25 protein-coding genes are annotated in these 25,973 nt (G+C 62.6%); 11 read left to right on the top strand and 14 right to left on the bottom strand.

The window, feature by feature from the left end; translation table 11 throughout:
* Position 1: 1 nt before the first annotated feature.
* Together PCS43_RS01475 and PCS43_RS01480 are read right to left on the bottom strand one after the other, a co-directional pair.
* On the bottom strand, positions 2-1,402 hold the full coding sequence (locus tag PCS43_RS01475; protein ID WP_007728051.1) for a DUF2252 domain-containing protein: 1,401 nt from the start codon (positions 1,400-1,402) through the stop codon (positions 2-4).
* Positions 1,403-1,433: 31 nt separating this feature from the next.
* Entirely contained in the window at positions 1,434-1,853 is a 420-nt protein-coding gene (locus PCS43_RS01480; RefSeq protein WP_007728052.1) for a DUF1622 domain-containing protein, read from the bottom strand.
* Positions 1,854-2,075: 222 nt separating this feature from the next.
* Between PCS43_RS01480 and PCS43_RS01485 the strand changes: the two genes are divergently transcribed.
* The gene (locus PCS43_RS01485; RefSeq protein ID WP_245361445.1) at positions 2,076-3,407 is read left to right on the top strand and encodes a hypothetical protein; all 1,332 of its coding nucleotides are present in this window, start codon (positions 2,076-2,078) and stop codon (positions 3,405-3,407) included.
* A 45-nt stretch (positions 3,408-3,452) separates the two neighbouring features.
* Here the strand turns inward: PCS43_RS01485 and PCS43_RS01490 are convergent, their stop codons facing one another.
* Positions 3,453-4,484 carry an ABC transporter substrate-binding protein gene (locus PCS43_RS01490; RefSeq protein ID WP_228402242.1) on the bottom strand — a complete coding sequence of 344 codons (1,032 nt, stop codon included), beginning with the start codon at positions 4,482-4,484 and terminating at the stop codon, positions 3,453-3,455.
* 101 nt (positions 4,485-4,585) lie between these two features.
* Positions 4,586-4,930 (bottom strand): zinc ribbon domain-containing protein YjdM, encoded by a 345-nt coding sequence (locus tag PCS43_RS01495; RefSeq protein ID WP_003944988.1) that lies wholly within the window; start codon positions 4,928-4,930, stop codon positions 4,586-4,588.
* Between the two features lie 113 nt (positions 4,931-5,043).
* Here PCS43_RS01495 and PCS43_RS01500 point away from each other — a divergent pair, with 113 nt between their 5' ends.
* From PCS43_RS01500 to PCS43_RS01515, 4 genes are all read left to right on the top strand, one after another.
* Positions 5,044-5,676, top strand: coding sequence for a TetR/AcrR family transcriptional regulator (locus PCS43_RS01500; protein ID WP_003944787.1), 633 nt, complete (start codon positions 5,044-5,046; stop codon positions 5,674-5,676).
* A 41-nt stretch (positions 5,677-5,717) separates the two neighbouring features.
* The gene (locus tag PCS43_RS01505; RefSeq protein WP_003944867.1) at positions 5,718-7,289 is read left to right on the top strand and encodes an MDR family MFS transporter; all 1,572 of its coding nucleotides are present in this window, start codon (positions 5,718-5,720) and stop codon (positions 7,287-7,289) included.
* A gap of 14 nt (positions 7,290-7,303) precedes the next feature.
* Positions 7,304-7,903 carry a CHAP domain-containing protein gene (locus PCS43_RS01510; protein WP_030536433.1) on the top strand — a complete coding sequence of 200 codons (600 nt, stop codon included), beginning with the start codon at positions 7,304-7,306 and terminating at the stop codon, positions 7,901-7,903.
* A gap of 209 nt (positions 7,904-8,112) precedes the next feature.
* Positions 8,113-8,841, top strand: coding sequence for an HD domain-containing protein (locus PCS43_RS01515; protein ID WP_050656334.1), 729 nt, complete (start codon positions 8,113-8,115; stop codon positions 8,839-8,841).
* On the opposite strand, the gene PCS43_RS01520 is transcribed toward PCS43_RS01515, so the two are convergent.
* Positions 8,842-9,213: a cupin domain-containing protein gene (locus tag PCS43_RS01520; protein WP_030536435.1), complete on the bottom strand. Its 372-nt coding sequence runs from the start codon at positions 9,211-9,213 to the stop codon at positions 8,842-8,844. It abuts the gene before it with no gap.
* 89 nt (positions 9,214-9,302) lie between these two features.
* On the opposite strand from PCS43_RS01520, the gene PCS43_RS01525 reads away from it, so the two are divergent.
* Positions 9,303-10,121, top strand: a complete 819-nt coding sequence (locus tag PCS43_RS01525; protein ID WP_042919858.1) for a helix-turn-helix domain-containing protein — start codon at positions 9,303-9,305, stop codon at positions 10,119-10,121.
* A 95-nt stretch (positions 10,122-10,216) separates the two neighbouring features.
* Here the strand turns inward: PCS43_RS01525 and PCS43_RS01530 are convergent, their stop codons facing one another.
* Both PCS43_RS01530 and PCS43_RS01535 read right to left on the bottom strand, forming a co-directional pair.
* Positions 10,217-10,672, bottom strand: coding sequence for a hypothetical protein (locus PCS43_RS01530; protein WP_245361444.1), 456 nt, complete (start codon positions 10,670-10,672; stop codon positions 10,217-10,219).
* Entirely contained in the window at positions 10,669-11,724 is a 1,056-nt protein-coding gene (locus tag PCS43_RS01535) for a LacI family DNA-binding transcriptional regulator (protein WP_245361443.1), read from the bottom strand. Before PCS43_RS01535 ends, PCS43_RS01530 begins: the two co-directional genes overlap by 4 nt.
* 70 nt (positions 11,725-11,794) lie before the next feature.
* Between PCS43_RS01535 and PCS43_RS01540 the strand changes: the two genes are divergently transcribed.
* On the top strand, positions 11,795-13,024 hold the full coding sequence (locus tag PCS43_RS01540) for an MFS transporter (protein WP_003944893.1): 1,230 nt from the start codon (positions 11,795-11,797) through the stop codon (positions 13,022-13,024).
* On the opposite strand, the gene PCS43_RS01545 is transcribed toward PCS43_RS01540, so the two are convergent.
* From PCS43_RS01545 to PCS43_RS01560, 4 genes are read right to left on the bottom strand one after another with little or no spacing between them, the layout of a single operon-like run.
* The gene (locus tag PCS43_RS01545) at positions 12,985-13,653 is read right to left on the bottom strand and encodes a class I SAM-dependent methyltransferase (RefSeq protein WP_064444674.1); all 669 of its coding nucleotides are present in this window, start codon (positions 13,651-13,653) and stop codon (positions 12,985-12,987) included. The two genes, PCS43_RS01540 and PCS43_RS01545, sit on opposite strands and share 40 nt — an antisense overlap.
* 36 nt (positions 13,654-13,689) lie before the next feature.
* Positions 13,690-16,233 (bottom strand): polynucleotide kinase-phosphatase, encoded by a 2,544-nt coding sequence (locus tag PCS43_RS01550; RefSeq protein WP_209908562.1) that lies wholly within the window; start codon positions 16,231-16,233, stop codon positions 13,690-13,692.
* A complete protein-coding gene (locus tag PCS43_RS01555) occupies positions 16,230-17,633 on the bottom strand; it encodes a 3' terminal RNA ribose 2'-O-methyltransferase Hen1 (protein ID WP_374192578.1) in 1,404 nt (467 codons plus the stop codon). The genes PCS43_RS01550 and PCS43_RS01555 overlap by 4 nt, the downstream gene beginning before the upstream one ends.
* A 58-nt stretch (positions 17,634-17,691) precedes the next feature.
* Positions 17,692-18,729 (bottom strand): Rv2578c family radical SAM protein, encoded by a 1,038-nt coding sequence (locus tag PCS43_RS01560; protein ID WP_003944842.1) that lies wholly within the window; start codon positions 18,727-18,729, stop codon positions 17,692-17,694.
* Between the two features lie 98 nt (positions 18,730-18,827).
* Between PCS43_RS01560 and PCS43_RS01565 the strand changes: the two genes are divergently transcribed.
* Genes PCS43_RS01565 through PCS43_RS01580 form a run of 4 tightly spaced genes read left to right on the top strand, consistent with a single transcriptional unit; the run spans position 18,828 to position 22,393 of the window.
* Positions 18,828-19,193 (top strand): RidA family protein, encoded by a 366-nt coding sequence (locus PCS43_RS01565; RefSeq protein WP_019748335.1) that lies wholly within the window; start codon positions 18,828-18,830, stop codon positions 19,191-19,193.
* Positions 19,194-19,246: 53 nt separating this feature from the next.
* Positions 19,247-20,131 carry a DUF5995 family protein gene (locus tag PCS43_RS01570; protein ID WP_081377500.1) on the top strand — a complete coding sequence of 295 codons (885 nt, stop codon included), beginning with the start codon at positions 19,247-19,249 and terminating at the stop codon, positions 20,129-20,131.
* 49 nt (positions 20,132-20,180) lie between these two features.
* On the top strand, positions 20,181-21,614 hold the full coding sequence (locus tag PCS43_RS01575) for a putative nucleotidyltransferase substrate binding domain-containing protein (protein WP_231915016.1): 1,434 nt from the start codon (positions 20,181-20,183) through the stop codon (positions 21,612-21,614).
* On the top strand, positions 21,611-22,393 hold the full coding sequence (locus tag PCS43_RS01580) for a Fic/DOC family protein (RefSeq protein WP_065352441.1): 783 nt from the start codon (positions 21,611-21,613) through the stop codon (positions 22,391-22,393). The genes PCS43_RS01575 and PCS43_RS01580 overlap by 4 nt, the downstream gene beginning before the upstream one ends.
* Positions 22,394-22,508: 115 nt before the next feature.
* On the opposite strand, the gene PCS43_RS01585 is transcribed toward PCS43_RS01580, so the two are convergent.
* From PCS43_RS01585 to PCS43_RS01595, 3 genes are read right to left on the bottom strand one after another with little or no spacing between them, the layout of a single operon-like run.
* Positions 22,509-24,491, bottom strand: coding sequence for a 5-oxoprolinase/urea amidolyase family protein (locus tag PCS43_RS01585; protein ID WP_209908558.1), 1,983 nt, complete (start codon positions 24,489-24,491; stop codon positions 22,509-22,511).
* Positions 24,488-25,141, bottom strand: a complete 654-nt coding sequence (locus PCS43_RS01590) for an urea amidolyase associated protein UAAP2 (RefSeq protein ID WP_007728099.1) — start codon at positions 25,139-25,141, stop codon at positions 24,488-24,490. The genes PCS43_RS01585 and PCS43_RS01590 overlap by 4 nt, the downstream gene beginning before the upstream one ends.
* A complete protein-coding gene (locus tag PCS43_RS01595; RefSeq protein ID WP_047270362.1) occupies positions 25,138-25,971 on the bottom strand; it encodes an urea amidolyase associated protein UAAP1 in 834 nt (277 codons plus the stop codon). Before PCS43_RS01595 ends, PCS43_RS01590 begins: the two co-directional genes overlap by 4 nt.
* Between the last annotated feature and the right edge of the window lie 2 nt (positions 25,972-25,973).

Raw genomic sequence — 25,973 nt, forward strand, 5'->3', positions numbered from 1 at the left:
GTCACACTCCCCGCTCTGCTGACACGCGACCGTCGTCGATCGCGGTCAGCAGAGCGGCATGATCGCGTGCATTGCGCTTGGCGTAGGCAGCCGCGAACTCCCCGATCGCGAAATCGAATTCGGTTCCGTCACCGAGATATTCGGCGATCGCTATCCGATCGGACGAGCGAGCGTGTGCGTAGGCAAGGACCCTGGCGCACAGGCGCCCGTAGAGTTCCAGCCCCTGCGGCACCATCTCTTCGATGACTGCCGACCCTTTACCGTCACGCAGTTGACGAATGTAGAAATCGTGCTCACCCTCGTCGAGCCCCGGCCCTCGTTCCCAGCCGAGAAAGATGTCGCTTGTCGCTTGCATCAAGCGTTGCCCGTTGACGACGCGTTCCCCTTCGTTCTTGAAGGTCGGACCATCGACGTAGCCGGACAATACCGAGGGTTGCGCTTCCTTGACCTGCAGGATCAACGGATCGTCGTCGTCGACGCCTTTCATGAGGATCATCCATGCGCGTGTTCCGACGCTCCCGACACCGACAACCTTCCGCGCAATGTGCGTCATCTCGAAGCTTTCGAGCAACACCCGACGGTCCCACTGCAGCGTGCTCCGATACGACCGAACGCGCTGACGTAGCAACTCCTCGATCTGCGTGAGATCGGTCCCTGCGAACAACTCGTTTGCGGGCACGATCAGCGGCGGATCACTGATGAATTGCCGCCGGCCGTCGACGATTTCGGTGAACTTGCCTGCCGCCTGCACACTGTCGCGGCGACGAGCCTTGTCCAGCGTCGCTTGTGTGCGAGCAAGCATGCGCTTCTTCAGGTCGATCTGGAGAGCCTCGAGCCCGTCCTCGGGTGCGATGTGCGAGTACCAGACTGCAAGATTTCCCAATCCTGCCTGGGTGATCATGGTTTCCCGATACTCGGCCGCGCATCCGCGAACGATCTTCTTTCGCTCCTTGCCCGAAAATCCGTTGTCCTTTGCGGCGATCACCAAACTTGCGGCCAGACGCTTGACGTCCCATTCGAACGGTCCCGGGTACGTTTCGTCGAAGTCGTTGATGTCGAACGCGAGCTTTCGCTCGGGCGTCGCATAGATACCGAAGTTGCTCAGGTGCGCGTCGCCGCAGAGTTGGCTGGCAAGACCCGAATCCGGACTGCGTGACAAATCGTCGGCCATCACCAGAGCAGCGCCGCGGAAGAACGAGAACCGCGATGCCGACATCCGCCCGTATCGGATGGGCACCAGGTCCTGTACCCGCGACTTCGCCTGCAACTCGAGCAGTGATATCGGATCACGGTCACTCTCTGCCAGATCCGCGAGCGCGGCCAATGGCGTATCTCTACGCGCCTGGCGCCCGCGCGCCCGCCTTTCGTCGACCGTGAGGTGCTCGGTACGCACTGCTGTCATCTGCCCGACCTTTCACTCGCAACGGCTATCGCTACGAACTCGACGCGTCGGGCGTCGTGCGGCCTCCTGATCCGCGCGCTGCGCGTACCAGGAGTTCCGGACTTGACACCAACGCCTTGCGCCACGGAAGTACCCCGTCGATCTCGATCTGAATCGACAGGCTCAGCACGGTCCGAATAAGAACGATCATGCCCAGAACTGCGGCGTCTGTCAGCGACGGCGACGACGTCACCGTCTTCACCAGATCAGCGGCGACAAGGATCTCGAGGCCGAGAAGGATGACCGCGCCCATGGTCTCGCGCAGAGTACGAAACGCCGAACTACCGTCCCGCGTTCGACTCCATGCGCGCCCCGCGATCACGAATGCGAACACGAACCCGAGAACCATGGCGACAACACCGAGTACCTCGAACCATTCGGTGACCAGCTCGAAGAACCTGATTTTGTCCATGATCATGATTCTCGAGGTAATGCACCGATAAGTCGAGGTGACACGACGGTAGTTACCTGGCGCTGTTGCTCGATGCTCTCAATGCCGCTCGCTCCCCGCAGACACTGTCGACTGAACAGCCGATACCCACCGTGACAATCTGCCGATAGGTTACGAGGCCAGGTTCTTCGTGAGCGAGTTTGTTTCTACTGCAATTGAATACCCGCCACACGCACTGATGAAATGAGGCCACGTGTGCACGTCCGCGGACGATCAATAGGAGCACTACTAGTTGTCTGGGCCGCGCTCACAACTGCGTCTTGCGCGAACCAGGTCACTCCGACCGGCCCGGACAAGGATGCGTTGTCGGCATCAGCGACATCCACACCTGCGGAGGCGGCGCCGGATAGAGACGCAACGACTCTCGTTCCTGCACTGGTCGATCCGGCAGGTTTCCAATACACCTCGGGTGGGCAGGCCGGATATTTCTTCACGACGCCGAGCGGTCTGTGGCGTTGCGCAATTCTGACGGCAAGCGCGCAGAGCGGGGCCGATACTCAGATGGCGGGGTGCCAGCCGAAAACCAGCACGGATATCGACGTCGAAGATGCCCCACTCGTGGCGGATCACGGGTCGGACAACCTCGTCCGACCAAATGCCATCCTGGTCAACAGGACAGACGATCCTCGGTTCGCGAGGCTCAGCCAGGCACTGTTCTGGCGCACGGATGGCACGACGCCGGTTCTTCCCTACGGTCAGACGCTCTCGACCGACGGCTTCTCCTGCAACGTCCAAGAAACCGGTGTGTCATGTCGGTCCGACACCTCGACACGGGGATTTTCCTTCTCCACTCACGGGTTCGACTACCGATATGTGGAGGCATTGGCTCCACAGGCGCAGCCAACGCCCACATCGAATGTCCCCCAAAGGTCGGAGCCGGTCCTCGGACGCGTGTGGGGACCTTCGCAAAACGGATACGGAGAAGTCCGTCCTGAAACGGTGTACAACGGCGGTAGCGCCTCAGGCTCCGTCAGCAACATCGAGTGGCAGAACTGGGGCGGCGAGCAGGCAAACGGCACGGGTCTCGCTCTGAACGTGACGTCCGCCTCCAGCGTGGCAGCCGCATCCGCGGAGAAAGCGACGGTGGTCGCGTTCGACCTCGGGGATTGCGAGGGCACATGGATGTATCGGTCCCTTGTTTGGTTCTTCCCCCACAGCGGGGAGACATTCGAATCGGCCCAGGAAAATTCGATCAATTCCTGTGAGGTAAGCGCGTACAACGAAGCTCCCACGAACTCGGGCGGTTCGACGGTCGGCTCATGTGGAACGGTGACCGCCGAGGACGGGAAGGCTCGCGACGTATTGATCAAGAGTGGGGGCTCCACCTGCGTCGAAGCGATGAAGATGATGCAAGCGACCTACCCGATGCTGTACGACAAACCGTTGGACGGAACCACCTACGGCGATTGGAACTGTGGCATCGTCCCCGCCGGTGAGGTGCTCTTCACTTGCAACAACCCAGCGCAGAACGGCATCGTACTCATCTACCGCTCAGCAGATGATCCCTACCGGTAGGGAGACCTACCGGGGCCGACGCTCCAGCCGAATGCGTGCGTGGCGTCAGCTGAAGATCCGCTCGATGTCGTCGAGTCGCAGCTCGGTGGCGCGAGGAGAATAGCCCGAGCCCCACAGGCTGTCGTCGACGTAATGGACGTTCCCCGAGCGGACAGCGGGAAGACGCTCCCAGAGCGGGTTCATCGCCAACTGCGCACGGACGTCCTGCTGGTCCTGGAATGCGCCCACGATGATCACGTCGCTGGTCACCTGATCGAGTTGCTCCGCTGTGAGTGTGCGCGTGAACTCCTCCGATGTAGCTCGTTCGCCGGGGAAACCGAGGGCGTCGAGAAGAGCGTCGACCTGGTTGTAGACGACACCGTTCTCGCCGGTGCGGAGGAGGGTCACCGACGGCAACGAACCGAGGGCGGAGAGTCGATCCTTGATTGTGAGGAGGCGCTCTTCCGTTCTCGCGTTCAATTCCGCAGCAGCGTCTTCGCGTCGGACCGCGACGCCCATCGAGGTGACCAACTTCTTCATCTCGGCCCACGTGAGGTACCCGTTGAAGCCGGCGAATACTGGAACACCGGTCGCGGAGAGTTCGTCGTAGGACTTTGCCGCATAAGCATTTCCGGCGGTCAGGAGCATAACGATCAGATCCGGCGACGCGCCGATGATCGCTTCCTTGTTCCACGTCCCCGCCGTACCGAGGTTCGGGATGTTCGCAGCCTCCGGCATCGTACGCAACACCGCGTCACCGCTCACACCCTCGAGACCGAAGAAGCCGCCGACGATCTTCTCCGGCGGCACACCGAGGTCGAGCACCGTCGCCATGGCGCTGACATGGGCGATGACCATTCGCTGCGGGTCCGACGGAATCTCGACACTGCCCGTCTCATCCTGCACTGTGACGAGACCACTTGGCGCCGAGCCGTTTTCGTCGCTGCTGCACGCTGCCAGCAAGGTCGCGGCCGCGGCACCGAGCCCGGCGCCGAGGAAACCCCTGCGCGTCAGCGCATCGACGATGCGTTTCCACTGCTCGTCTGTATCGAGTGCGGTGTTATCGAGTGCGGGCGCCAGGCAGATCGAGTTCGGCACAGTTCGGTCCATTCGTTCGAGCGGTCGAGAATCACCTCGATTGTGGCTATCGAACCGTCGAAACTGAACAGGATTTCGAGCCGACAACTATCGCTGTCCGGTCACACCTTCTTGACGACGCTCGACTTCAATTGCATCGGTCCGATGCCGTCGACCTTGCAGTCGATGTCGTGGTCACCAACACCCTGAACAAGGCGGATGTTGCGAACTTTCGTACCTGACTTGATGCCGGTCGGACTGCCCTTCACCTTGAGCGTCTTGACGACCGTCACCGTGTCGCCGTCCGCAAGAATGTTGCCTACGGCATCTTTCACCACACCCAGGTCCTCGCCGGCACTATCGGTCGGCGCCCACTCGTGCGCGCAGGACGGGCAGACCATCAACGCGCCCATCTCGTAGGTGTATTCGCCGGCGCATTCAGGGCAAGGGGGCAAGGTGTCTTCCACGCGGTTCATCCTATCCACCAGGCACCCGATCCCCATTTTTGCATTTCATGAGGCACCCTTGGGCGAAATATTGCATTCGATGAAACTTTGCACTCTGTGCAATTATGGATGAAATGGGAACCGAAACTCTCGGATTGCGCGAACGAAAACGAATTGCGACGAGGCAGCTGATCGAGCACACCGCCGTCGAACTCGTTCTCGACCTGGGCTATGACGAAGTGACCGTCGAGAAAATCTGCGAAGCCTGCAATCTGTCGACCCGCACGTTCTTCAACTACTTCCCCACCAAGGACGCAGCGATCGGCGGGCTCATGCTCGTCGTGCCAAGTGAGACGACCATGCTCACGCTCATCGGCGAGCACCCGGACGATCCGCTGCGCGGCGCTCTCGCGGTATTCGAGGCGGCGATGCAAATCGTCGACGAGCGACCCGATCTGCTCGCGCATCGACGCGAATTGTTCGAGCGTCATCCCACGCTGTTGCAACAACATCTGGCCACCTTCCACGATCTTGAAGACACGCTCACCCGGATCCTCACGCGGGAGTTGTCGAACAGAACCGAGTATCGCCGCCTGCACTCGGACACAGCCGCTGCCGACGAAGCCACAGCAACGGTCATCACCGCAGGCGCCGCGATGCGTTACGTCTTCCGAAAATGGCAGAACAGTGAACGGGCAAGCCCCAGAACAGATTTGCTCGATCCGGCACTACTCCTGATGGCTCGAATACTGAGGTCCGAGAGCTGATCCACACTCTCGCACCCGCCGTCACTCAACTAAGGAACTACATGTCCACTCGAGAAGCTGCGACCGTCGAGCCCGACGGCACGCATACCGACACCGAGGCCTCGCCGGACAAACGGTCGATCATCCTCGTTTTTGTCGGGCTGATGATCACGATGCTTCTGGCTTCGCTCGACCAGATGATCTTCAGTACCGCTTTGCCCACCATCGTGGGCGAATTGAACGGCGTCAACCACATGGTCTGGGTGACGACGGCATACATCCTCGCCTCGACCGTCATGATGCCGGTGTACGGAAAACTCGGTGACCTGATCGGCCGCAAGGGCCTCTTCATCGGCGCCATCAGCATTTTCATCGTCGGTTCGGTGATCGGCGGTCTGTCCCACGACATGACCACACTCATCGCTGGTCGAGCCGTGCAGGGACTCGGCGGCGGCGGATTGATCCTGCTGTCCCAGGCGATCATCGCCGACGTCGTCCCCGCCAGGCAACGCGGCCGGTACATGGGTGCGATGGGCGGGGTGTTCGCACTGGCTTCGGTTGCCGGTCCCCTACTCGGCGGCTGGTTCACCGAGGGCATCGGTTGGCGTTGGGCCTTCTGGATCAACATCCCCCTAGGCCTACTCGCCATCGCGAGCGCGATGGCATTTCTGCACCTGCGGAAGCCGAACCTCGGCAAGCCTCGCATCGACTATCTGGGCATGGTTCTCGTCGCGACGGCAGCGACGTGTCTGATCCTGTTCACGACCTGGGGCGGAAACACCTACGCCTGGGGATCGGCCGTCATCATCGGGTTGATCGTCGGCTGCGTCGTGACGGCAGTGGCTTTTGTCTTCGTCGAAAAGCGTGCCGACGAACCGGTGATTCCGATGCACCTGTTCGCTCAGCGCAACTTCGTGTTGACCACCGTCGCCGGCCTGATCATCGGAATCGCCATGTTCGGTGCGCTCGCCTACCTGCCGACCTACATCCAAATGGTGACCGGCAAGAACGCCACCGAAGCTGGATTGATGATGATTCCCATGATGGCGGGCCTGCTCGTCGCCTCCATCGGGTCCGGCCAGCTGGTCAGCAAGACCGGCCGCTACAAGATCTTCCCCATCGTCGGAACATCCATCGTCGCTGTTGCTCTGGTCCTGCTCTCACGTCTGACGCCGTCGACCTCACTGCTGGTCTTCGGTTGCTACATCGCACTCATGGGTATCGGACTCGGCCTCGTCATGCAGATCTTGATCTTGATCGTGCAGAACACCTTCCCCGCGGCCGAAGTGGGAACGGCCACCGCGTCGAACAACTTCTTCCGCCAGATCGGTGCGTCGTTGGGCAGCGCGATCGTGGGCAGCCTGTTCGCCTCGCGTCTGACCAATCTCCTGGCCGAGCGACTCCCGGCGAATGGCGGCGCGGTCGGTGGTGACGAGAACTCCTTGACCCCGGGAATCCTCTGGAAGTTGCCGAGCCAGGTTCGCGAGATCATCGTCGGTGCATACAACGACGCGCTGGCGCCGATCTTCCTGTACCTCGTCCCCTTGGTCATCGCGGCGGTTGTCCTGTTGCTCTTCGTCAAGGAGAAGCCCCTCGCGACGACGATCGATCGCTCGGCGCCCCCGCTCGAGTAATTGACTATCGTGGCGTGATGTCGCACGCACCGAATACGCCCAGACGCACTCTCGCTGTTCTGGGCGTATTCGGCGTTGTGGTGGTCGTAGTTGTCGCCGGCGCACTGTGGTGGTTCGCGCGCGGCGACGACGCTCTTGCCGGCGAGAATCTCGATTCGTTCCCGGCCGTCGACCACAGCATTCTCAGCGCTCAGCAGAGTGCGCTACTGGGCGTCCTCGAGCAGGAGTGGGAGTCAGGGAGTCCCGGCACCAAATACGCCGAGGGTGTCGAAGAATCGTGGTGTGCCGATTTCGTGAGCTGGTCGATGAACCAGATCGGCACGCCGTTCTCGAACCCCAACTCAGGGTCGTGGCGCATCCCCGGGGTGTACACGCTGCAGGAGTATTACGAGTCCGTCGACGCGTTTGTCCCCTACGGTCAGGACTACCAACCCAAGGTCGGCGACACGATCCTGTACGGCGACTCGAGCCCCTTCGGCCAACACGTCAACGTCGTTCTGGTCAACGACGCCGGCACTCTGACGACCGTCGGCGGCAACGAGAACAACAAGGTCATGCTCCATCGCATCGTCCCGTCGGAAGTCCCGGGGATCGTCGGGTTCGGCGTCATCTGAGCCCGAGCCCCACCGTCGTTGCTTGATGGTTCTTGCGATGTGCAGAGGTGAGGCTACAGATTGGGGGTTGCCGTTGGATGGCACTTGCTTTCAACCAATATTCGGATAATTCCGTGTTTCCGTCATTGACAGATATTGGACATCTGTGAAGAAGTTTCCCTGCCAACTAGATTCGTATCCAGCTGTCCCCCACCCAGAACAGGAATTCGATGCGCCCTGGTGAGCTCACCACTCTCGAGCAGATACAACTCATGGCCCGCGCGGCTGCTGCGCAGGCCATGAGTGCTCCGTCGATGCTCCGACTGCGGCTCGGCCGCTACCCCACTCGCACACCCGAGCTGCGCAAACGCCCACTCCCCGACACCAAGCTGTGCAGCGAAGCGCTCGATCACGCCAGAGGAACCCTCTCCCCCGCGGTCTTGAACCACAGCCTGCGCTGCTGGATCTGGGCCGACGCCTTCGCGCAGATCGATGCGATCGAGTACGACCCCGAAGATCTCTTCACTGCGTGCGCCCTTCACGATGTCGGACTGGGCGCAGAAGGATCGGCCGAGCACGGGTGTTTCACCTACATCAGTGCCGCAGACGCAGAAGAACTCGCGACCCGAGTGGGAACTTCGGAGAGGTCGGTACAGCGAATCGGCGAAGCGATCCGTCTGCACATGGATCTGACCGTCGACCGCGGCGCGGGCGCTGACGCCTATCTACTGCATGCCGCAGCGCATTTCGACGTTGCCGGTCGGCGTGCGCCCGAAATTCCGCGAGCAACTGTTGATGCAGCAATCGCGGAGTACCCGCGAACAGGGTTCACCGACGAGTTCACGCAGTCGATGAGGCGCGAGGTCCAGCTCCGTCCGCACTCTCGCGCGGCGACGCTCTGGAGATCGGGCATGGCACTGCCGCTCCGAACCAATCCCCTGGATTGGAAGAGCCGCTAGCTACGTCCAGTCCTCGAGCACCGCGGTTCGTGATCCTCCGACGTTCCCGGTATTCACCACGCCCACGGGTTCGATCAACATCACCTCCGCTTCCTCTTCGGCGATGGGACAATGCTCGACTCCGCGAGGCACAACGAACAATTCACCGGGCCCCAGCGAAACATCTCCGTCGCGCAGTTGGATTCGGATCTGCCCCTTTGTCACCAGAAACATTTCGTCGGTGTCGGTGTGGGAGTGCCAGACGAATTCACCTTTGATCTTGACGATCTTGATCTCGTAATCATTGAGGGCCGCAATCTTCTTGGGCGACCAGTGCTCGGTGAACTGACCGAACTTCTCGCGGAGCGATACCGCTGTTGCCGAACTGTTCATGTTGTTCCTCCCTCGGGCGCGCCACCACTGCGATGACGACCCCGCCACTCTTCGTCACCCGAGGCAGCTGCGTCTTGTACGTTTCTGACATGGACCCCCGCGGCGCACAGATCACCGCGTGGGCACCGAGCCTCGCGGGAATCACCGAGGTCTTCCATGCCGATTTCGTCGGACACGCCTATCCCAAACACACGCACGATCAGTGGTCCCTGATGCTCGTCGACCGCGGCACGATTGCATACGACCTCGATCATCGCGCTCATGGCGCAGCACCAGAGATCGTGACTCTGTTGCCGCCAGGCATTGCACACGACGGAGTTCCGGTCACCGAGGCCGGATTTCGTCAACGAATCCTCTACCTCGACACGTCAGTTCTCGGCGAGGTCCTCATAGGCCCGGCGGTGGACAGCCCCGAGATTCGAGACCCTCTGCTGCGCCATCGCATCGATCAACTGCACTCTGCACTCGGCCCGGACGGCGAATCACTCGAGGCCGAAAGTCGCCTGGGGTTCCTCGCTGAAAGATTGAACGAGATCCTCACACCGGCCACAGGTCGATCCCTTCACACGCCGACCGTTGACGAACGCGTTGCCGATCAACTTCGGGACCTGCTCGATGCGCGACTCACAACGGGAATCACGATGCGGGAAGCGTCGAACATCCTGCAGCGGAAGCCCACGTATCTGATCAAGAACTTCGCGAAGCATTTCGGGCTTCCGCCTCACAAGTACGTGACGGGACGTCGAATCGATCTGGCGCGACGCGCAATCCTCGCCGGGCGCGAATTGGCGGACGTGGCCGTCGACGTCGGATTCCACGATCAATCCCACCTGTCGCGGCACTTCGTCAAGCATGTCGGGGCGCCGCCCGGCAAATACTCACTGAACGTGGCCAGTGGAGCGCGCTAGTCGCAGCACCTGGCACCGGTTTCGTCGAGCAGACACTGGTTCCGGTCAGCTGGAGTCTGTGTCCACTGAATAAAAACGGTGTCAGGTCCCAACGATCAAGCAGCCGTCTCGAGGTCGACCAGGAGGAAGTCCTCGCGCCGCGGCCCGTATTCACGATCGGTCAGCTGGTACGAGCGCAACGCACGAGGTGCACGCGCCAACTCGTAGAAGCGCTCGGAGCCAGGCACGAATTGCCTCGTAGCCCAACCCCAGTTCGGGCCGTGCGGAAACTTCGGGTCGGGCAGCATGTCGGACTCCATCGACATGAGCCGCAGGCGCCGAACTACCCCGGTCGTGGCGGCATCTGCGCCGAAGTCTATCCACGCCTGACGCGCGTTTGGGTCGTCACGAGGAGTTCCGACAAGTAGGTGCAATGCACCCGCGACTTCGGCAACCGCCCACCGGCGCGGGTTGTCGACATTCCAGGAGAGTCCCCACCGGACGGTCTCCCCCAATTCTGGAGGAACAAACCACCGAAAACGCAGACCGTCGATGACTACCGGCGTGATCATCGCGTCGAGGTTCGCCGACGCACCGACCATTCGACCGGCTCGACCGCATCGTCGAGCCCGAGAACCACGCGAGCTGCGTTGCGCCCTTGATCGAACAGGGACTGGCGAACCGTTGTCAGGCCGGCGTCCGATGCGGCTGTTGTGTCGTCCCATCCGACGACTGCGACATCGTCGGGCAGCGCGAGGCCGAGTTCACGGATCGCGTCCAGAACCCCCAGAGCCAGTTCGTCACTCATCGCCAAGATGACATCGCGCCTTCGGCTCTCGGGAACGTCGAGCAGGGACCGAGCCATCCGCGCACCCTCGCTCCGCTCGTTGACAGTGACGACCCCTACCCGCACCGAGGGCCAATCGAGGCCCGCGTCGCGGACGGCGCGCTCGTAGCCCTCGAGCCGATGGCGGGACACCGGAAAGAACGCTTCACCTGGATCCACGTCCATCCGAATCTCGGACCGACGCTCACGATCCCACGGAAGGCTGATCACCGCGGGCCGCTGCGCCCCCGACAACCCGACTGCCGCGATCGCGACGGCGCCGGCAACATCGTCCATCCCGACGAGATCCACACCCTCGTGCAACGGACCACCCTGGATGCATGCGGGTTTTCCGGTGCCGACAATCGCGTCGAGGATGGGATCGTCGAAGACGGTGGTCCAGACGACAAAACCGTCTACTGCCGCGTCGCGAACTCTGTCGACGTCTCCCGGTTTCCCCGAGTTCGGCAGCATCATCAGCCCGGCGTTCGCATCCAGGCACGCTTCGGCGACTCCCGAGAGGAATCGCCGAGCTACTGCGTCTTCGAAGGCGTACGTCAGCTTCTCGCTGAAGACGACCGCGATGTTGTTGAATTTCCCGCTCCGCAAGGACTGCGCCGCCCGGTTCGGGCCCGCGTACTCGAGCTCTTCGGCGGCGGCGAACACCTTGGCCCGCGTTGATTCAGACACGCGCTCGGGCTGCGCGAAGGAGTACGACACCGACATCACCGACACGCCTGCGGCCTTGGCGACGTCGGCCATCGTCGGACGACTCGAACGCTGCGCACGTATGGCCATGAGCATCAGCATAGCGAGTGAAAAATATCCATTGCGCAGGTGTGTATCGATACATGTATCGTTACACAACATGACTGCTCGACTGCCGAAGGCAACCACGCTACGGCTGATGACACTGGCCGGAGCAGCCTTCGCCTACGTGACGGCCGAAATGCTCCCCGTCGGACTGCTCAGCGAAATCTCGACGGACCTCGACGTCACCGAAGGGCGTGTCGGCCTACTGCTGACCTTCTACGCATACGGTGTCGCGGTCTTGACGCTTCCGCTGATCGGAGCGGTCAAAACCTGGCCGCGACGACGCGTCGTCGTTCTGACGGTGGCCACCCTCGCGGTGTCGCAACTGGTCGCAGCATTGGCCGTCAACTATCCGATGCTCGTGATCGGACGATTGCTCTGCGCTGCGACGCACGGAGTGTTCTGGGCTGTCGTTGCACCGGTCGCTGCCACCCTGGTTCCGCGCGGACAACAGGGCAAGGCCATCGCGATGGTGTATGCCGGTACGTCTCTCGCTTTTGTTCTCGGAGGACCCCTGTCTTCGGCGATCGGCCAGTCCTGGGGTTGGCGGACCGCGTCGGCGGCAATCGGTGTGGTGGCAGTGGGCATTGCTTTCTCACTGCATCGTGCGTTGCCAGAAATGCCGGTCGATCAACACCATCGGAGTAAGCGAGACAAACCGAAGCCGACACCGGCGATGAAACGGGCACTCGCCGTCATCTGCGCGGCAACGCTGTTTGCCGCCCTTGGGCAATTCGCTTCGTACACGTTCTTCACACTTCTGGTGGAGGAAAGCCTCGGCTCGTCCGGTGGCATCCGTACCGCGATGCTTCTGGTCTACGGCGCCGCCGGCGCCGTCGGAGTGTGGGTCGCCGGCAAGTACTACGACCGCCGACCGCGCCTCTTCACGCTCATCTCGATCGCGACGGTGGCAGGCGCGCTGGCCATCTTCTGGCTCTTGGCGCCGTCGATGGGAGCGTTCGCTGTCGTCGCCACGATCTTGTGGGGTGCGGCGTTCACTACCGTTCCGATCTGCCTCCAGTCCTCGGTTCTGCGCGCCGTCCCTATCGGGACCGACCGTGCCTCGGCCATCTACGTTGTCGTGTTCCAGATCGCGATTGCAACGGGCGCTCTGCTCGGTGCGGCCGTCGTCGACAGTGGCGGGCTCTCACATCTGGCGGGCATCGGGGTCGCTCTGATGATCGCTTCGTTGGCGATAGTCGGGTTCGGCCGACGCGCGTTTCCCCAGGAACCGGAACGGTCTACTCACTCCCCCACCGACGCGCCGGCCGGACTCTCGTCGTAGATCAGGGTGTATCGCCAGAACAGTCGTCTCCTGATCCGGCTACCTGGCAAATACAACGCGGCCGCGCGTCGGACGTCAGCCATCGACTCACCCGGTTCCGCGGTGGGAGCTGTCATCGCCTTCAGTGGCTCGGAGGCAACCCGTCGATGCTTGACGACGCCGACGACGGGATTGCACACGGTCGCCAACACCGACAGGAGTGCGTCGGTGGCTGTGGTCGATCGATAACACCCGACCACGACGAGCCGCCCGCCCGGTTCGAGCAGGCTACTCAGCTGCTTCATCGATTCTTCGAGTGGAAGATGATGCAACGCTGCGACGACTGTGATCGCGTCGTACTTCGCCTCGGATGCAAAGTCCTCGATCCGCTGCGCGTCGATGATCACGTTCTCGTCGTCGACAAACCTTGCGCGCACGGCGGCCGAGGTTGTCAGGTCGGGTTCCACACCGACCACCACGTCGAACCGCCGACGCAAGAGGTCGATCAGATTGCCGGTCCCGCTCCCCACGTCGAGAGCGCGACCGGACCTGACCCCGCGCAGATTACGTAGAACCCACCGGCCGTAGTGATCGTTGTGACTCCACGGATGGCGTCGATTGAAACCGTCCAAGCGAGCAATCACACCCATACCCGACGGTATCAATCCGAGCCCGCGCACCGGCCGTCACAACCGCGGGTCGACCGGCTCCGATTCGAGAGCCAGCACCGCGAACACGGCCTGGTGCGCTCGCCACAAAGGTTCACGGTCGACGAGCCTGGATACCGCCTCCATGCCGAGCGCGTACTCGCGCAGCGCCATCGACTGCTTGTGTCCGAGGTTGCGGTTACGCAATCTCGCAAGCGTCGACGGTTCGAGGTAGTCGGCACCGTAGATCAATCGCAGGTACTCCCGGCCGCGGACCTTGATCCCCGGCTGAACCTTCGCGTTGTACCCCCGCGGTCCGTGAATCTGATTCGCCAGCGGTTTGACGACCATCCCCTCACCACCGTCGCCGGTGAGCGACTCCCACCACTTCGTCGCTTCGAACACCGAGTCCTCGGAACCGAGATCGACCACCAGGCGACGTGTAGTGGTAAATCGACTCGGGTCGGCCGCGGCCAGGCGGTCCGAAATACCGAGGTGCCATTCGTGATCCCGTTCCCCGTACGACTGGCCCTCGGCCGCCAGAATCTGGAACGGCGCGATGGTGACGCCGTCCAGTCCGTTCGTCGGCCACACGTACCGTCGGTACGCCTCGCCGAAGCGCTCGATACTGGCGGCCCGAACAGTTGTCTGTTCGAACATCTCCGCCACGTCCAGGCCCCGCGACCCGGCCCGCGCCAGCACGGCCTCGCGAGCTGTGAGGTCTGATCGCCCGGCCGCCGCGACCGACGCGTACTGCGAGCGCAGCAGACCTTCCGCTTTGACGTTCCACGGCAACAGTTCGCAGTCGAGGAGCAGCCAGTCGGTGCCCAGCTCTTCCCACAACCCAGCGGAGGTGACTGCGGCGGCGATGTCGTCGATCAACTGCTGAGTCAGGTCGTCGTCGAAGAACTGGCGGCCGGTGCGGGTGTGCACCATCCCGGTGAGCGCATCCGGTGCGTCGAAGCGGGACTGAGCAACCGATCGATCACGGCACACGAGCACCACTGCCCGCGAACCCATGTGCTTCTCTTCGCAGATCACTGTTCCGATTCCGCCGGCCCGGTATGCGTCGAACGCGGTCGACGGGTGTTCCAGATAGTCATCGGATTGGGCGCTCGCGCAGGGCGCCATGGTCGGCGGTAGGTACCGCAGCCATTGCGGCGCGACCGCGAATCGGCTCATCACTTCCAAGGCGCCGGCAGCGTTGTCGGTGCGAACGGACACTCGACCGCGCAGTTCGGTGTCGACGCCGGTCGTTTCGAGGACGTCGGCGAGATCGAGCACATCCGGATCACGAGTCGGCGGTGCCAGCGGTACCACCGGCTCGTACCAAACCTGCTCCGCCGGAACCGACACGATCTCTCGTTCCGGGTATCGAAGGGCGGTGAGGGATCCACCGAAGACGCACCCGGTGTCGAGGCACGCGGTGTTGTTGATCCATTCCACCTCGTGCACCGGCGTGTGACCGTAGAGGACCATCGCTGATCCTCGGTAGTCCTGCGCCCACGGGTATCGAACGGGTAAGCCGAATTCGTCCGTCTCACCGGTAGTTTCACCGTAGAGCGCAAAGCTCCGGACTCGACCGGATGCCCTGTTGTGGTAGTCCTCCTTGAGACCGGCGTGCGCGACAACGAGTTTGCCGTCGTCCAGGACGAGGTGCGCGACGAGGCCGTCACAGAAGTCGACGACGCTTTCGCGGAACTCCGCCGACTCGGTGGCCATCTGCTCGAGGGTCTCGGCGAGTCCGTGACTCGGCGTGACCTTCTTGCCGCGCAGCGCCTTGACGAGTTTGTTCTCGTGGTTACCCGGAACCGCTATCGCGTGTCCCGCCGCGACCATCCCCATGACCAGACGCAGCACACCGACCGAATCCGGACCTCGATCCACGTAGTCACCGAGGAAGACGGCAGTTCGCCCGACCGGCGGCACCGCATCGACAGCTCTGCCATCCGTCCCGAAGTCGATGGTGTAGCCGAGTTTCACGAGGAGCGTCTCGAGCTCGCTTCGACATCCGTGGATGTCACCGATGACGTCGAACGGACCACGCTCGACACGCAGATCGCTGCGGAGCGGGTGGCGCAAGAATGTGGCTTCGGAAACCGCGTCCTCACCTCTGAGTATGTGAACCGAACGGAAACCTTCCTTGCCCAACCCGCGAAGCGAGCGAGTCAGCTGTTGGTGCTGGCGGCGAATGACGTCGCGTCCGAACGTCCGATCAGAGCGTGCGTCGTTGCGCGCAGAACAGACCGATTCCGGAATATCGAGCACGACTGCCACCGGCAGTATGTCGTGCTCGCGAGCCAACGCAACGAGTCGCTTGCGCGCGGCGGGCTGGACGTTGGTCGCGTCGACCACCGTGAGGCGTCCGCGTCGCAAACGCTTGGCCGCGACGAACTCCAGCACTTCGAAAGCATCGGACGTCGACTCCTGTGAGTTCGGATCATCACTGACCCACCCTCTGAATGTGTCACTCGAGAGAGTTTCGAACTCACCGAAGTGACGCGCCGCGAAGGTCGACTTTCCCGAGCCACTGACGCCGATGAGTACTACCAGGGCGAGATCTGGAATCTCGTACACCGTCATGACGTTCGTGCCTCCTTCGTGAAGATTGCCATCTGTGTCGGCCCGCCAAGGACCGGATCAATTGCTCCGACAAATTCGAACTCCACGCAATAGCCGTGGACTCGGGCCGTTTCGGTTGCCCAGTCGCGGAATTGGGTTCGGGAGAACTCGAACCTGTGATCGGGGTGCCTGAACTCTCCCGCGGCCAATGCCGGATACAGCACGTTGTAGTCGGCATTCGGAGTAGTCAGCAGCACATACTGCGGTGCTGCGTCCACGAAGACCGATCTGACCAGCGCCGGCAGGCGCGCCGTGTCGACGTGCTCGACCACCTCCATCAGCACGGCTGCGTCGAAGCCTTTCAAGCGCGCGTCGCGGTACGTCGCGGACGACTGCATCAAAGACACACGTTCACGTTGGGCGTCGGACATTTCGGTGAACTTCAATCTGCGTTGCGCCCGTGTCAGTTCGCGCGCGCTCACATCGACGCCGACAAGTTTGTCGAATTGAGCGTGCGGCATCAGCACCTCGATCAGTTTGCCTTCGCCGCAACCGATGTCGACAATCGTTCTGACGTGCAGTCGCTGAAGCGTCGCCAAAACTGCGTCGACGCGAAGCCGTGCCAGCGGCGGATCCGGTCGCGGTAGTTCGATCTGCGCCTCTGCTTGGTCGGGAATCAGTCGATCGACCACCGATTCGACCAGGTCGCGTCGACGCGCCAGGTAGCGGGACATGATCAGCGCGGAATCCGGATGCGACGCCAACCACTCTCCAGCGACGCGGATCAACTTGTCTGCCTCGTCGGGTCCCACCCAGTAGTGCTTCACGTCGTCGAGGACCGGCAACAGCACGTAGAGGTGCCGAAGGGCACTCTGCACCGTGTGTTCCCCGGTGAGCGTCAACGACACGAAGTCGGAGTTTCCCCACGTCGGCAGGTGCGGATCAAGCTGCACCGGTATCGCGGTCACATCCCAGCCCAGCGGCTCGAACAACCGACGAGGCAATTCCGCATCGCCGCCACACGGAACCACCGGAATCGAGACGGTCAACGCGAGTTCGGTTCCGACGAGTTCCGGGTGCGACTTGCACGTTCCCGTCAACGCGGTGCGAAACAGCTTCGACAGAGCAACCGAGAGTATGGACGACGCCGCATACGGCCGATCGTTGACATACTCACCCAGCGAAAAGTTGTCGCCACTCTTGCCGCGTCGATACCTACTCTGCACAAGTTCGATGGGGTCGACGTCCACAATCACTGCCACCGTGGTCTTTTCGGCTGAGGCCTCAGGGTACAGAACCGTGGCGGTGCCGATCGCCAAGTCGAAGCTTTGCACGCGGTCGGGATGTTTGTGCAGCAGGTAGCTCAACGCGGTCGCATCAGGAGTCTGCGGGGTCGGGGTGGACGTCAGTGTGAGTAGCACCAGGCGAATGTAGCCCGGCAAACGTCCGGGGCGCCTCCGATTTACGCGCCCGCGGCCGTCAGAACAAAGTGAGAGCTGCTCCCGCACCCACCAGTTCCCGGGGCGCCTCACGCGGCTCACTGCCAGCTGCACTGACGTCTCGATGCTCCGAACGACCACCCAACCCATGGCGCTCGACCAGTGGCTCGACACGGCTTGCGAGCCAACGCTTGTATTCGGGAGTGACATACGCACCCCGCCCGTACAGCTCGCGGTAGCGACGGATGAGCGCCGGATGTTCCTGTGCAAGCCAATTCATGAACCAACCCCGAGTACTCCCCCGCAGGTGCATCGGGAAGACCGTCACACTCGTCGCACCGGCTTCGGACAGTGCCTCGAACAGCCCGTCGAGATGACTGGTGGAATCAGTGAGGAACGGAATGACCGGCGCCACCATGACATTGCACGAGAATCCCGCGTCGGTGATGGCGCGGATCATCTCCAGACGCGCCCGCGGCGACGGGGTACCAGGCTCGATCTGCTTCTGAAGTGCAGCGTCGTTGATCGCCAACGACACTCCGATTCCGACGTCGACCTGCGCTGCCGCCATTTTCAACAGCGGCAGGTCCCGTCGGAGCAGAGTTCCCTTCGTCAGGATCGAGAAGGGAGTTCCGGATTCGGTCAACGCGCGAATAATGCCGGGCATCAAGCGGTATCGGCCCTCGGCTCGCTGATAGGGATCGGTGTTGGTACCCAGTGCCACCGCCTCCCGTTTCCAGGACTTTCGCGCCAACTCTTTGCGCAGCACCGCGGCAATGTTCGTCTTCACGACCACTTGGGAATCGAAATCCGCGCCGGCGTCGAGGTCGAGATACTCGTGACTCGGTCTCGCGAAACAATATCGGCATGCGTGCGAGCAACCACGAAAAGCGTTGACGGTGAAGCTGAACGGCAACGTCGACTCTTCGGGCATCTTGTTGAGCGCGCTCTTGCAGAGCACCTCGTGAAACGTGATTCCCTCGAACTCGGGAGTCTGCACGGAGCGAACCAACCCGGCCCGTTCGAGTCCGGGTAGCGCTCCGTCATCTGCATCCAATGCCTGACCCGACCACCTCATGGCCCCAAGTCGAACACTTGTTCTAAGGTATGTCAAGATGGAGCGAATACCTGACCGTGCCTCACCACGGCCGGGAAGTTGTTGGCAGAATTCGGTGCATGTCGAACAGAATCAATATTTCGTCCGGTTCCGAATGGGAACCCAAGATCGGTTACTCCCGTGCCGTGCGCATCGGTAACCAGATCGCAGTCTCCGGCACCACCGCTCCTGGTGAGACCCTCACAGATCAGACCCGCGCAGCGCTCGAAACGATCAAGGCGGCACTGGCCGAGGCCGGCGCCTCGCTCGACGACGTCATTCGCACTCGCATGTACCTGCGCGACATGACGCAGTGGGAGCAGGCCGCTCTCGCGCACGGTGAAGTGTTCGGCGAGATTCGTCCCGCCACGACGATCCTCGAGGTCAGCTCGCTGATCGACCCCGCTCTGCTCATCGAGATCGAGGCCGACGCGGTTCTCAGCTGATCGCCAATCCGGACATTTGTGAAATGGGCGCCTAGTCTGAGCCGATGAAACCGATGCGGCTGTATCCGTTGACGCTCGCGCTCGGCATCACCGCCGCTTTCCTCTCGCCCGGTTCTGCACTCGCAGAACCGGGCGAGAGTCTTTCGACGGCTTGCGGCAGCCCGCTGAGCAATGCCGAGGTGGGCCGGATTGCCGAACTCAGCGACGTCACGACGCTGAACGGTGCCGGACTGCCTCGGCTCGAGACCGCTGTCGAACGTCATCGTGAGATCACGTCGATCCTCGTCTCACACCACGATTGGCGAGGCTTGTTCTCCATCGGCCTGGACGCTGTCGAACACGAGGCGGTGATGCCGCTGCAGCGAGACCCTGCGGCCTTCGCCGATGACGAGTGGGCCCATTCCGTCAGCTTCGAATTGTTGCGCAGGTACCTGGTGAACGTCCATGCGGAGTTCACCGGTACTCCCACCGATCCGGCGTGGAACAACTACTTCACCCTGACGCGTCAGTGCGACGCCAGTCCGGCACGAGTCGCCATGGCCGGCTACAACGCGCATCTCACCGTCGACCTCGCTCACGCCGTCGCCACTTCCGGAACCACAGCAGAGGATGTCCCCGATTTCTACAAGATCGTCGATTCCATTGCCGTCAAGGGTGGTTCGATCGTGACCCTCACCAAGGCCGAGTACGACGCCGATCTGGGGCCGCTCTGGCGGTTCTACTTCGTCGGCGAAGGACTCGACCGATTGGCCGGAAACTCGCAGCCCTCGGAACTGCTGCTCCGCGCCGCCGACAGCGGATACAACACCATCACGCTGGCCAACGGATTCGCCCTCCAGAATCCGCAGACACGTCCGGGCGCAGAACAGGAGATCGACGCACTCTGGCGTACTACAGATTCCGCTCTCGACGTACTCTCGCGACTCGGTGGTCTCTGACATCTCACCCTCCGCTGCCTGAACCGGACACACCTGCGACAATGACCCCATGACGGGGCACTCGACGGGGCAAGGCATGCAGAGTCCCGCCATGCGCCGGGTGCGAGACCTGTTGCGCGGGCCCGCAATTGTCTGCGACGGCCGGGCAACCATCCGCGAGGCCGCGAAGTTGATGACCGATGCGGGCCGCCGCGCTGTTGTGATCCCGACGGAGACAACCGGTTTCGGAATCTTCACCGAAGGTGACCTACGTGCTCGTGTGGTAGTCGGTGGTATCGACAGCAATCAGCCGGTATCAACGGTGATGACGCCGTCAGCAGTGACAGTCGATCCGGATCGATTGGGCGCCGACGCCGTGACCGACATGCTCGAGTACGGATTGCGCCATCTCCCGGTCGTGACTGAGGCAGGCGCACTGATGGGCGTGCTCGAACTCAGCGACCTCCTGACTTCGGCCACCAATCAGGGTTTCGAACTGCGCGCAGCGCTCGCCACAGCACAGGATGACGCCCACCTCGTCGAAACAGCCCGCGCGGTCCCTGTTCTGGTGACGGAATTGGTGGCGTCACGGGTCTCACCGCTCGACATCGGTGCGACGCTGGCGGTGCTGATCGACGTGACGGTCAGGCGCGCCATCGAATTGGTGGTGGACGGAGACGAGCGACCGGATTTCGCGTGGCTGTCGCTCGGCAGCGTCGCCAGACGTGAAGCGCTCCCCTCTTCGGATATCGACAGTGCGCTGGTGTGGGGCGGCGAATCTCATCACGAGGGAGCCGACGCCGCGAAGACCATCCACGACATCCTCGATCTGTGCGGGTTCCCTCGCGACACCAAGAACGCCGTCGCGACCCAGGCCAGGTTCGCTCGGACGCTCCCACAATGGCGCACTGCGCTGCGGAAATGGGTATCCAATCCGTACCAGGACCAGGCCCTGGTCATGTTGTCGATGCTGGCGGATGCCCGCGTCGTCGCGGGCGATCCGGCGTTGGATCCTCGCCCTGCGGCGTTGGATCAACTGCGACTGCACCCGGCCGTCATGCGACTGCTCCTTCGCGAAGCCGTCGGAGACAAGGCAAAGCTCCATTCGTTCAAGGACGTGATGACGCGTCGGACCGGAACCGTCGACCTCAAAGCCAGCGCCGTCCAACCGATCGTGAACATCGCTCGTTGGGCGGGGATTTCCGTGGGCGCCCGCACGAGTTCGACACTCGAACGCCTCAAGGCTGCAGCGGGAAGCGGTTTCCTACTCGACGACGACGCCCAGGTACTGATCGAATCTTTCGAGGTGTTGCAGCAGATTCGTGTCCGCCACCAGACCGATCAGTTCGCGGCAGGTCGGCCACCGACCGACGAAGTCGTGATCTCCGAACTCACTCCGCTCTCGCGGAGCTTGCTGAGCAATGCAGTGCGCGAGGTCGCAGGTGTGCAACGACGACTCGAATATGCCGCGTCCGCGTCGGCGCTACCCGACATCGACCCGTGAATCACACTGCGCTCGAACAGGTTCTAGCGGCGGAGCGCCTCGAAGGCTGGGATCCGAGTAACGAGCAGATCGCGGAACTCGAGGCCGTCATGATCGGGATGCTCTCTCGGCGTGAGTATTTCGAGCAGGAATTGGCGCGAGCCGTCGGCCTCTCGTCTGCGATTCCCCCGCGGATCCGCTGGCGACGATCAGCGCCGTACGTCTATCGCGGTACATCGGTTCTCGAGAACAATTTCGACGTACGAGATCCCGCCGCACTGCAATCACTCGAGTTCGCGGCGACCGCGCTTCGTCTGGGTGAGGCGCATCTCGGCAGCGACCTCGTACCGCACACGCGAGACACAGCCGAACTTCTCCTACTTCACCAGCACGTTTTCCAAGATCTGTACCAGTGGGCCGGACACATCAGAACCGTCGACATCAGGAAAGGTGCGGCAACGTTTGCTCCGGTCTCGGCGATTCGGAACTACCTGTCCGAGGTCGAAGAGATCATCGCCGCCGTCGATTGGGTAGCACTCGATCACGGCGCTGCGTCGTTCGCGCTCGCATCGGTGTACTCGACGCTCAATCATGCCCACCCGTTTCGGGAAGGAAACGGGCGAACCGGAACCCTCTTCCTGCACCGACTCGCCGCGGACACCCGGTATCAGCTCGACTTGTCGCGGGTGAGCAGAACCGAGTGGGTATCCGCGTCGAGGGATTCTGCGCCTTTCCGGCCCACCGGAACCCCGTCGCCTCGCCCGTTCATCGATCTGTTCAATCGCGCGCTGACTCGCTGACGCAAACATCTGCTGCCCGTTCCAGGCGGACTGAACACCGTTACTGCTGAGTGAGCACCGCTTCCGACACTCTGGAAGCGGTGCTCACTCGAGGAAAAGGGTGCTCACTCGACCATCAACCGGGCAGCGCGAACTCCCCTGCGTCGGACCAGCGCTGACGCTCGGCCCCGAACGCGACGGACTGCATCGCACGGAACTCCTCGATCGAGCGCGAGTTCGACGCGAGGAACTCCTGATGCTCGGCCAGCGAGAAGCTGCCGTCCTCGATCTCGACGCCCCCGCCGCGGCCGGCGGCGGTGTCCGCGCGCAGATCCATCAACTCTTCCGGCTCGACGGGGTACCAGGAGATCCGGTCGAAGAATCGCAGCAACCACGGAGTGCCCTCCTCGAACGGCCCGGACTTCGCGGGGTGGCGGTGATTCCACACCTGCGTCGTACGTCCGACGAACTGGTACCCGCCTGGGCCTTCCATGCCGTAGATGCAGAGGTACGCCCCACCGATCCCGACGGCGTTTTCGGGGGTCCAGGTGCGGGCAGGGTTGTACTTGGTCGTGACCAGACGATGACGCGGATCGAGCGGCGTCGCGACCGGCGCTCCGAGGTAGACGTCACCGAGTCCGAGCACCATGTATTCGGCGCCGAAGACGGTGTCGAACACGTCGTTCACGGATTCGAGACCGTTCATCCGGCGGATGAACTCGATGTTCCACGGGCACCACGGCGCGTCGGCGCGAACCCCGTGCATGTACCGCTGGATCGCTTCGCGCGTAGCCGGGTCGTCCCACGACAGTGGCATCCGCACGGTGCGACTGGGCACAACGAGTTCGTTGGCCGCCGGCAAGGTGTCCTCCGCCTCGGCGAGCATTCCCATCAGCTTGCCGACGGGCAGCACGTCCGGGTCGACGCGGACCTGCAGGCTGCGGATTCCCGGGGTGAGATCGAGTAGTCCGGCCGGCTTCTCGGCGTCGAGTCGCTGATGCAGTGCATGAGCACGCGCACGTAACGCCAGGTCGAGATTCATGTCGCCGTATTCGACCAACACGTTGTCATCGCCTGAGCGCCGGTACGTGACCGCGGTGTCGCCGTCACGGCGGGCTATGACGCCGTCGTCGCCGTCACCACCGGAGGAATGAACAACCGAATTGGAGGCTCGACGCGATACTCCGAGGTCACGCCGGGAGGCTGCCCGTTCGGCGCGGACCGGCACGAAGCGAATGTTGTTCCCGGGAGCCAACTGTCCGAGCTTCCAGCGATCAGCGGACACCACTGTGATCGGGCAGACGAAGCCGCCGAGGCTCGGTCCGTCGGGTCCGAGGAGGATGGGCGTGTCGCCGGTGAAGTCGAGTGCACCGATCGAATACGCGTTGTCGTGGATGTTCGAAGGGTGAAGTCCCGCTTCGCCGCCGGTGGTTCTGGCCCAGTCAGGTTTCGGACCTATCAACCGGACACCGGTGCGGTCGGAGTTGAAGTGGACCTCGTACTCGGTCGCGTACAGCGTGTCGATGTCGGAGCGGGTGAAGAACTCCGGCGCCCCGTGCGGGCCCTCGGTCACCGCAAGTTCCCAGCACGTGTGCATCGCCGGAACATGCTCGGCGGGAACAGCTCCCGCGACCCCGGTCGCCTGTCCGAGTTTGAGAACGTCTCCTGCCCGCAGAGTCCTACCTTCATGTCCCCCGAACCTGCCCAGGGTGAAGGTCGACGCACTGCCGAGATAGTCGTCGGTCTCGATTCCGCCCTGTACGAGTACGTAGATGCGCAGTCCCGGGCCGCTGACCGTTCCGACGTCGAGCACCGATCCAGCGGGGACGAAAACTGGTCGCCACTGACCGTGTACGACGCCGTCGACGGTCACCGACACCGGGGCACCTGTGATGCAGACCGTGGTGTCTTCGTCGAACGTCATGGCAGGTCCGGCCATCGCGCATTCGATGCCGGGGGCGCCTTCGGGGTTTCCGAGTGCGGTGTTTCCCAACCGAAACGACAGGTCGTCCATCGGGCCCGATGGTGGGACTCCGATCTGCCAGTATCCGACGCGTCCTGGATAGTCCTGAACCGTCGTCAGCATTCCGGGACGCACGATGGTCAGTTTTGCGTTCATTCGTCTGCTCCCGGCCGTGTGACGATCATGCGGACGGCCGTGGGATCGAAGCCGTTGCACGGGTTGTTGATCTGCGGGCAGTTGGACACGAGGACGAGCACGTCACGTTCGGCACGCAACGCGAGCCGCTTGCCTGGTGCCGACAGTCCGTCGACGATTCCGAGTGTGCCGTCGGGGTCGACCGGGACGTTCATGAAGAAGTTGATGTTGGACACCAGGTCCCGCTTACCGAGCCCCCATTTTGCGCCCTCGACGAGGAAGTTCTCGACGCACGCGTGCTGATGCTTGGTGTGGTGGCCGTATCGCAGGGTGTTCGATTCCTGTGAGCACGCGCCGCCGACGGTGTCGTGGTTTCCGACCTCGTCTGCGACCAGGGTCATGAGTGGAGTTCCGTCGTCACTGCGGAGCACGGAGCCTGTGGACAGAAACAGGTTCTTCTGGGCTGTGACCGTCGCTGCTGCCGAGTACCGAACGCTGTGATCGTCACCGGCGTAGACGAGGGTGTCGACGGCTTGATTTCCGTGTAGATCGACGATGGTCAGAACGTCACCGGCACGGACAACTGCGGACCACGGCCCGAATGCGTCAGCAATCTCGTCGAGGATCACCGTTCCGGGAACGAGGGCGGGGACATCCAAGGTGGTGGTCATGCGATCTCCTCCAGGTTCGAAGCCGTCCAGGCATCTTCGGTATTGAGCACTGCGCGTTGGTATTCCGGCCCGAGATCGTCAAGGCTGCCGAGTTCGTCGGCGGCCTTCCACGCGAGCACTTCGAGGGACGTGGTGGGAAACTGCGGCGCCGGATCGAGTGGGTGCGCGGTGTTGGCGATCATCACGATGACGGGCAGGTGAATCAGAAGGTCGACCGTTGCGCCTGAGCCGGCGGACCCCGTACTGGTGAGAGCGCCGTCCGCCTCGACGCGGACACCGTGGAAGAAGGACAACGGAGGCGCAATGTCCTGCGGCCCGAGTCCGTTCTTCGCGGCAGCGACGGTGAACAGTTCACGCCCGGCGGGTGAGGCACTGTGCAGCGAGCCCTGCCCGTACTTCGCCTCGTTGGTGGCGCGTGACGTCGTTCCGCAGAACGCGTCGTGGTGACCCGACGTGTCTGCGACCACGGTCGCAAGTACTCGCCCCTGATCGGAGAGCAACGGGTGCCCGACGCCGAGATAGGCCTGCCATGGCACCTTGACGGTATCGGCGACGTTGAGACGCTCCCAGGGGGCGTCGGCGCGATAGAGCAAGATGTTTGCGCAGGCGCTGCCAGCGATGTCGCGAAGTCGCAATCGGGTTCCACGTGCGAGAACCTTGGTCGTGTACCGCCCACCCGGCACTGTCTCAGCCCAGGTCAGACGTTCGGGAGCGACGTCTTCGGGTGGGTTCGGCCAACGCGTTGCCGGCAATACGGGCATGGAATCGGTGATCGTTCCAGCTTGAGACCGGGCATGCTCGCGCGCTCCGGCGGTGGTCTGAGTACTCATGG

Origin of the sequence: Rhodococcus sp. C-2 (genome assembly GCF_027854095.1) — a bacterium.
GTDB classification, from domain to species: domain Bacteria; phylum Actinomycetota; class Actinomycetes; order Mycobacteriales; family Mycobacteriaceae; genus Rhodococcus_F; species Rhodococcus_F qingshengii.

Coding starts and splice junctions, on each gene's coding strand:
- PCS43_RS01485 (WP_245361445.1), top strand. CDS start 2,076: ATGAGGCCACGTGTGCACGTCCGCGGACGATCAATAGGAGCACTACTA.
- PCS43_RS01530 (WP_245361444.1), bottom strand. CDS start 10,672: ATGATCACGCCGGTAGTCATCGACGGTCTGCGTTTTCGGTGGTTTGTT.
- PCS43_RS01565 (WP_019748335.1), top strand. CDS start 18,828: ATGTCGAACAGAATCAATATTTCGTCCGGTTCCGAATGGGAACCCAAG.
- PCS43_RS01515 (WP_050656334.1), top strand. CDS start 8,113: ATGCGCCCTGGTGAGCTCACCACTCTCGAGCAGATACAACTCATGGCC.
- PCS43_RS01570 (WP_081377500.1), top strand. CDS start 19,247: ATGCGGCTGTATCCGTTGACGCTCGCGCTCGGCATCACCGCCGCTTTC.
- PCS43_RS01560 (WP_003944842.1), bottom strand. CDS start 18,729: ATGAGGTGGTCGGGTCAGGCATTGGATGCAGATGACGGAGCGCTACCC.
- PCS43_RS01575 (WP_231915016.1), top strand. CDS start 20,181: ATGACGGGGCACTCGACGGGGCAAGGCATGCAGAGTCCCGCCATGCGC.
- PCS43_RS01480 (WP_007728052.1), bottom strand. CDS start 1,853: ATGGACAAAATCAGGTTCTTCGAGCTGGTCACCGAATGGTTCGAGGTA.
- PCS43_RS01590 (WP_007728099.1), bottom strand. CDS start 25,141: ATGACCACCACCTTGGATGTCCCCGCCCTCGTTCCCGGAACGGTGATC.
- PCS43_RS01545 (WP_064444674.1), bottom strand. CDS start 13,653: ATGGGTGTGATTGCTCGCTTGGACGGTTTCAATCGACGCCATCCGTGG.
- PCS43_RS01595 (WP_047270362.1), bottom strand. CDS start 25,971: ATGAGTACTCAGACCACCGCCGGAGCGCGCGAGCATGCCCGGTCTCAA.
- PCS43_RS01585 (WP_209908558.1), bottom strand. CDS start 24,491: ATGAACGCAAAACTGACCATCGTGCGTCCCGGAATGCTGACGACGGTT.
- PCS43_RS01550 (WP_209908562.1), bottom strand. CDS start 16,233: ATGACGGTGTACGAGATTCCAGATCTCGCCCTGGTAGTACTCATCGGC.
- PCS43_RS01535 (WP_245361443.1), bottom strand. CDS start 11,724: ATGGCCATACGTGCGCAGCGTTCGAGTCGTCCGACGATGGCCGACGTC.
- PCS43_RS01505 (WP_003944867.1), top strand. CDS start 5,718: ATGTCCACTCGAGAAGCTGCGACCGTCGAGCCCGACGGCACGCATACC.
- PCS43_RS01525 (WP_042919858.1), top strand. CDS start 9,303: ATGGACCCCCGCGGCGCACAGATCACCGCGTGGGCACCGAGCCTCGCG.
- PCS43_RS01475 (WP_007728051.1), bottom strand. CDS start 1,402: ATGACAGCAGTGCGTACCGAGCACCTCACGGTCGACGAAAGGCGGGCG.
- PCS43_RS01540 (WP_003944893.1), top strand. CDS start 11,795: ATGACTGCTCGACTGCCGAAGGCAACCACGCTACGGCTGATGACACTG.
- PCS43_RS01500 (WP_003944787.1), top strand. CDS start 5,044: ATGGGAACCGAAACTCTCGGATTGCGCGAACGAAAACGAATTGCGACG.
- PCS43_RS01520 (WP_030536435.1), bottom strand. CDS start 9,213: ATGAACAGTTCGGCAACAGCGGTATCGCTCCGCGAGAAGTTCGGTCAG.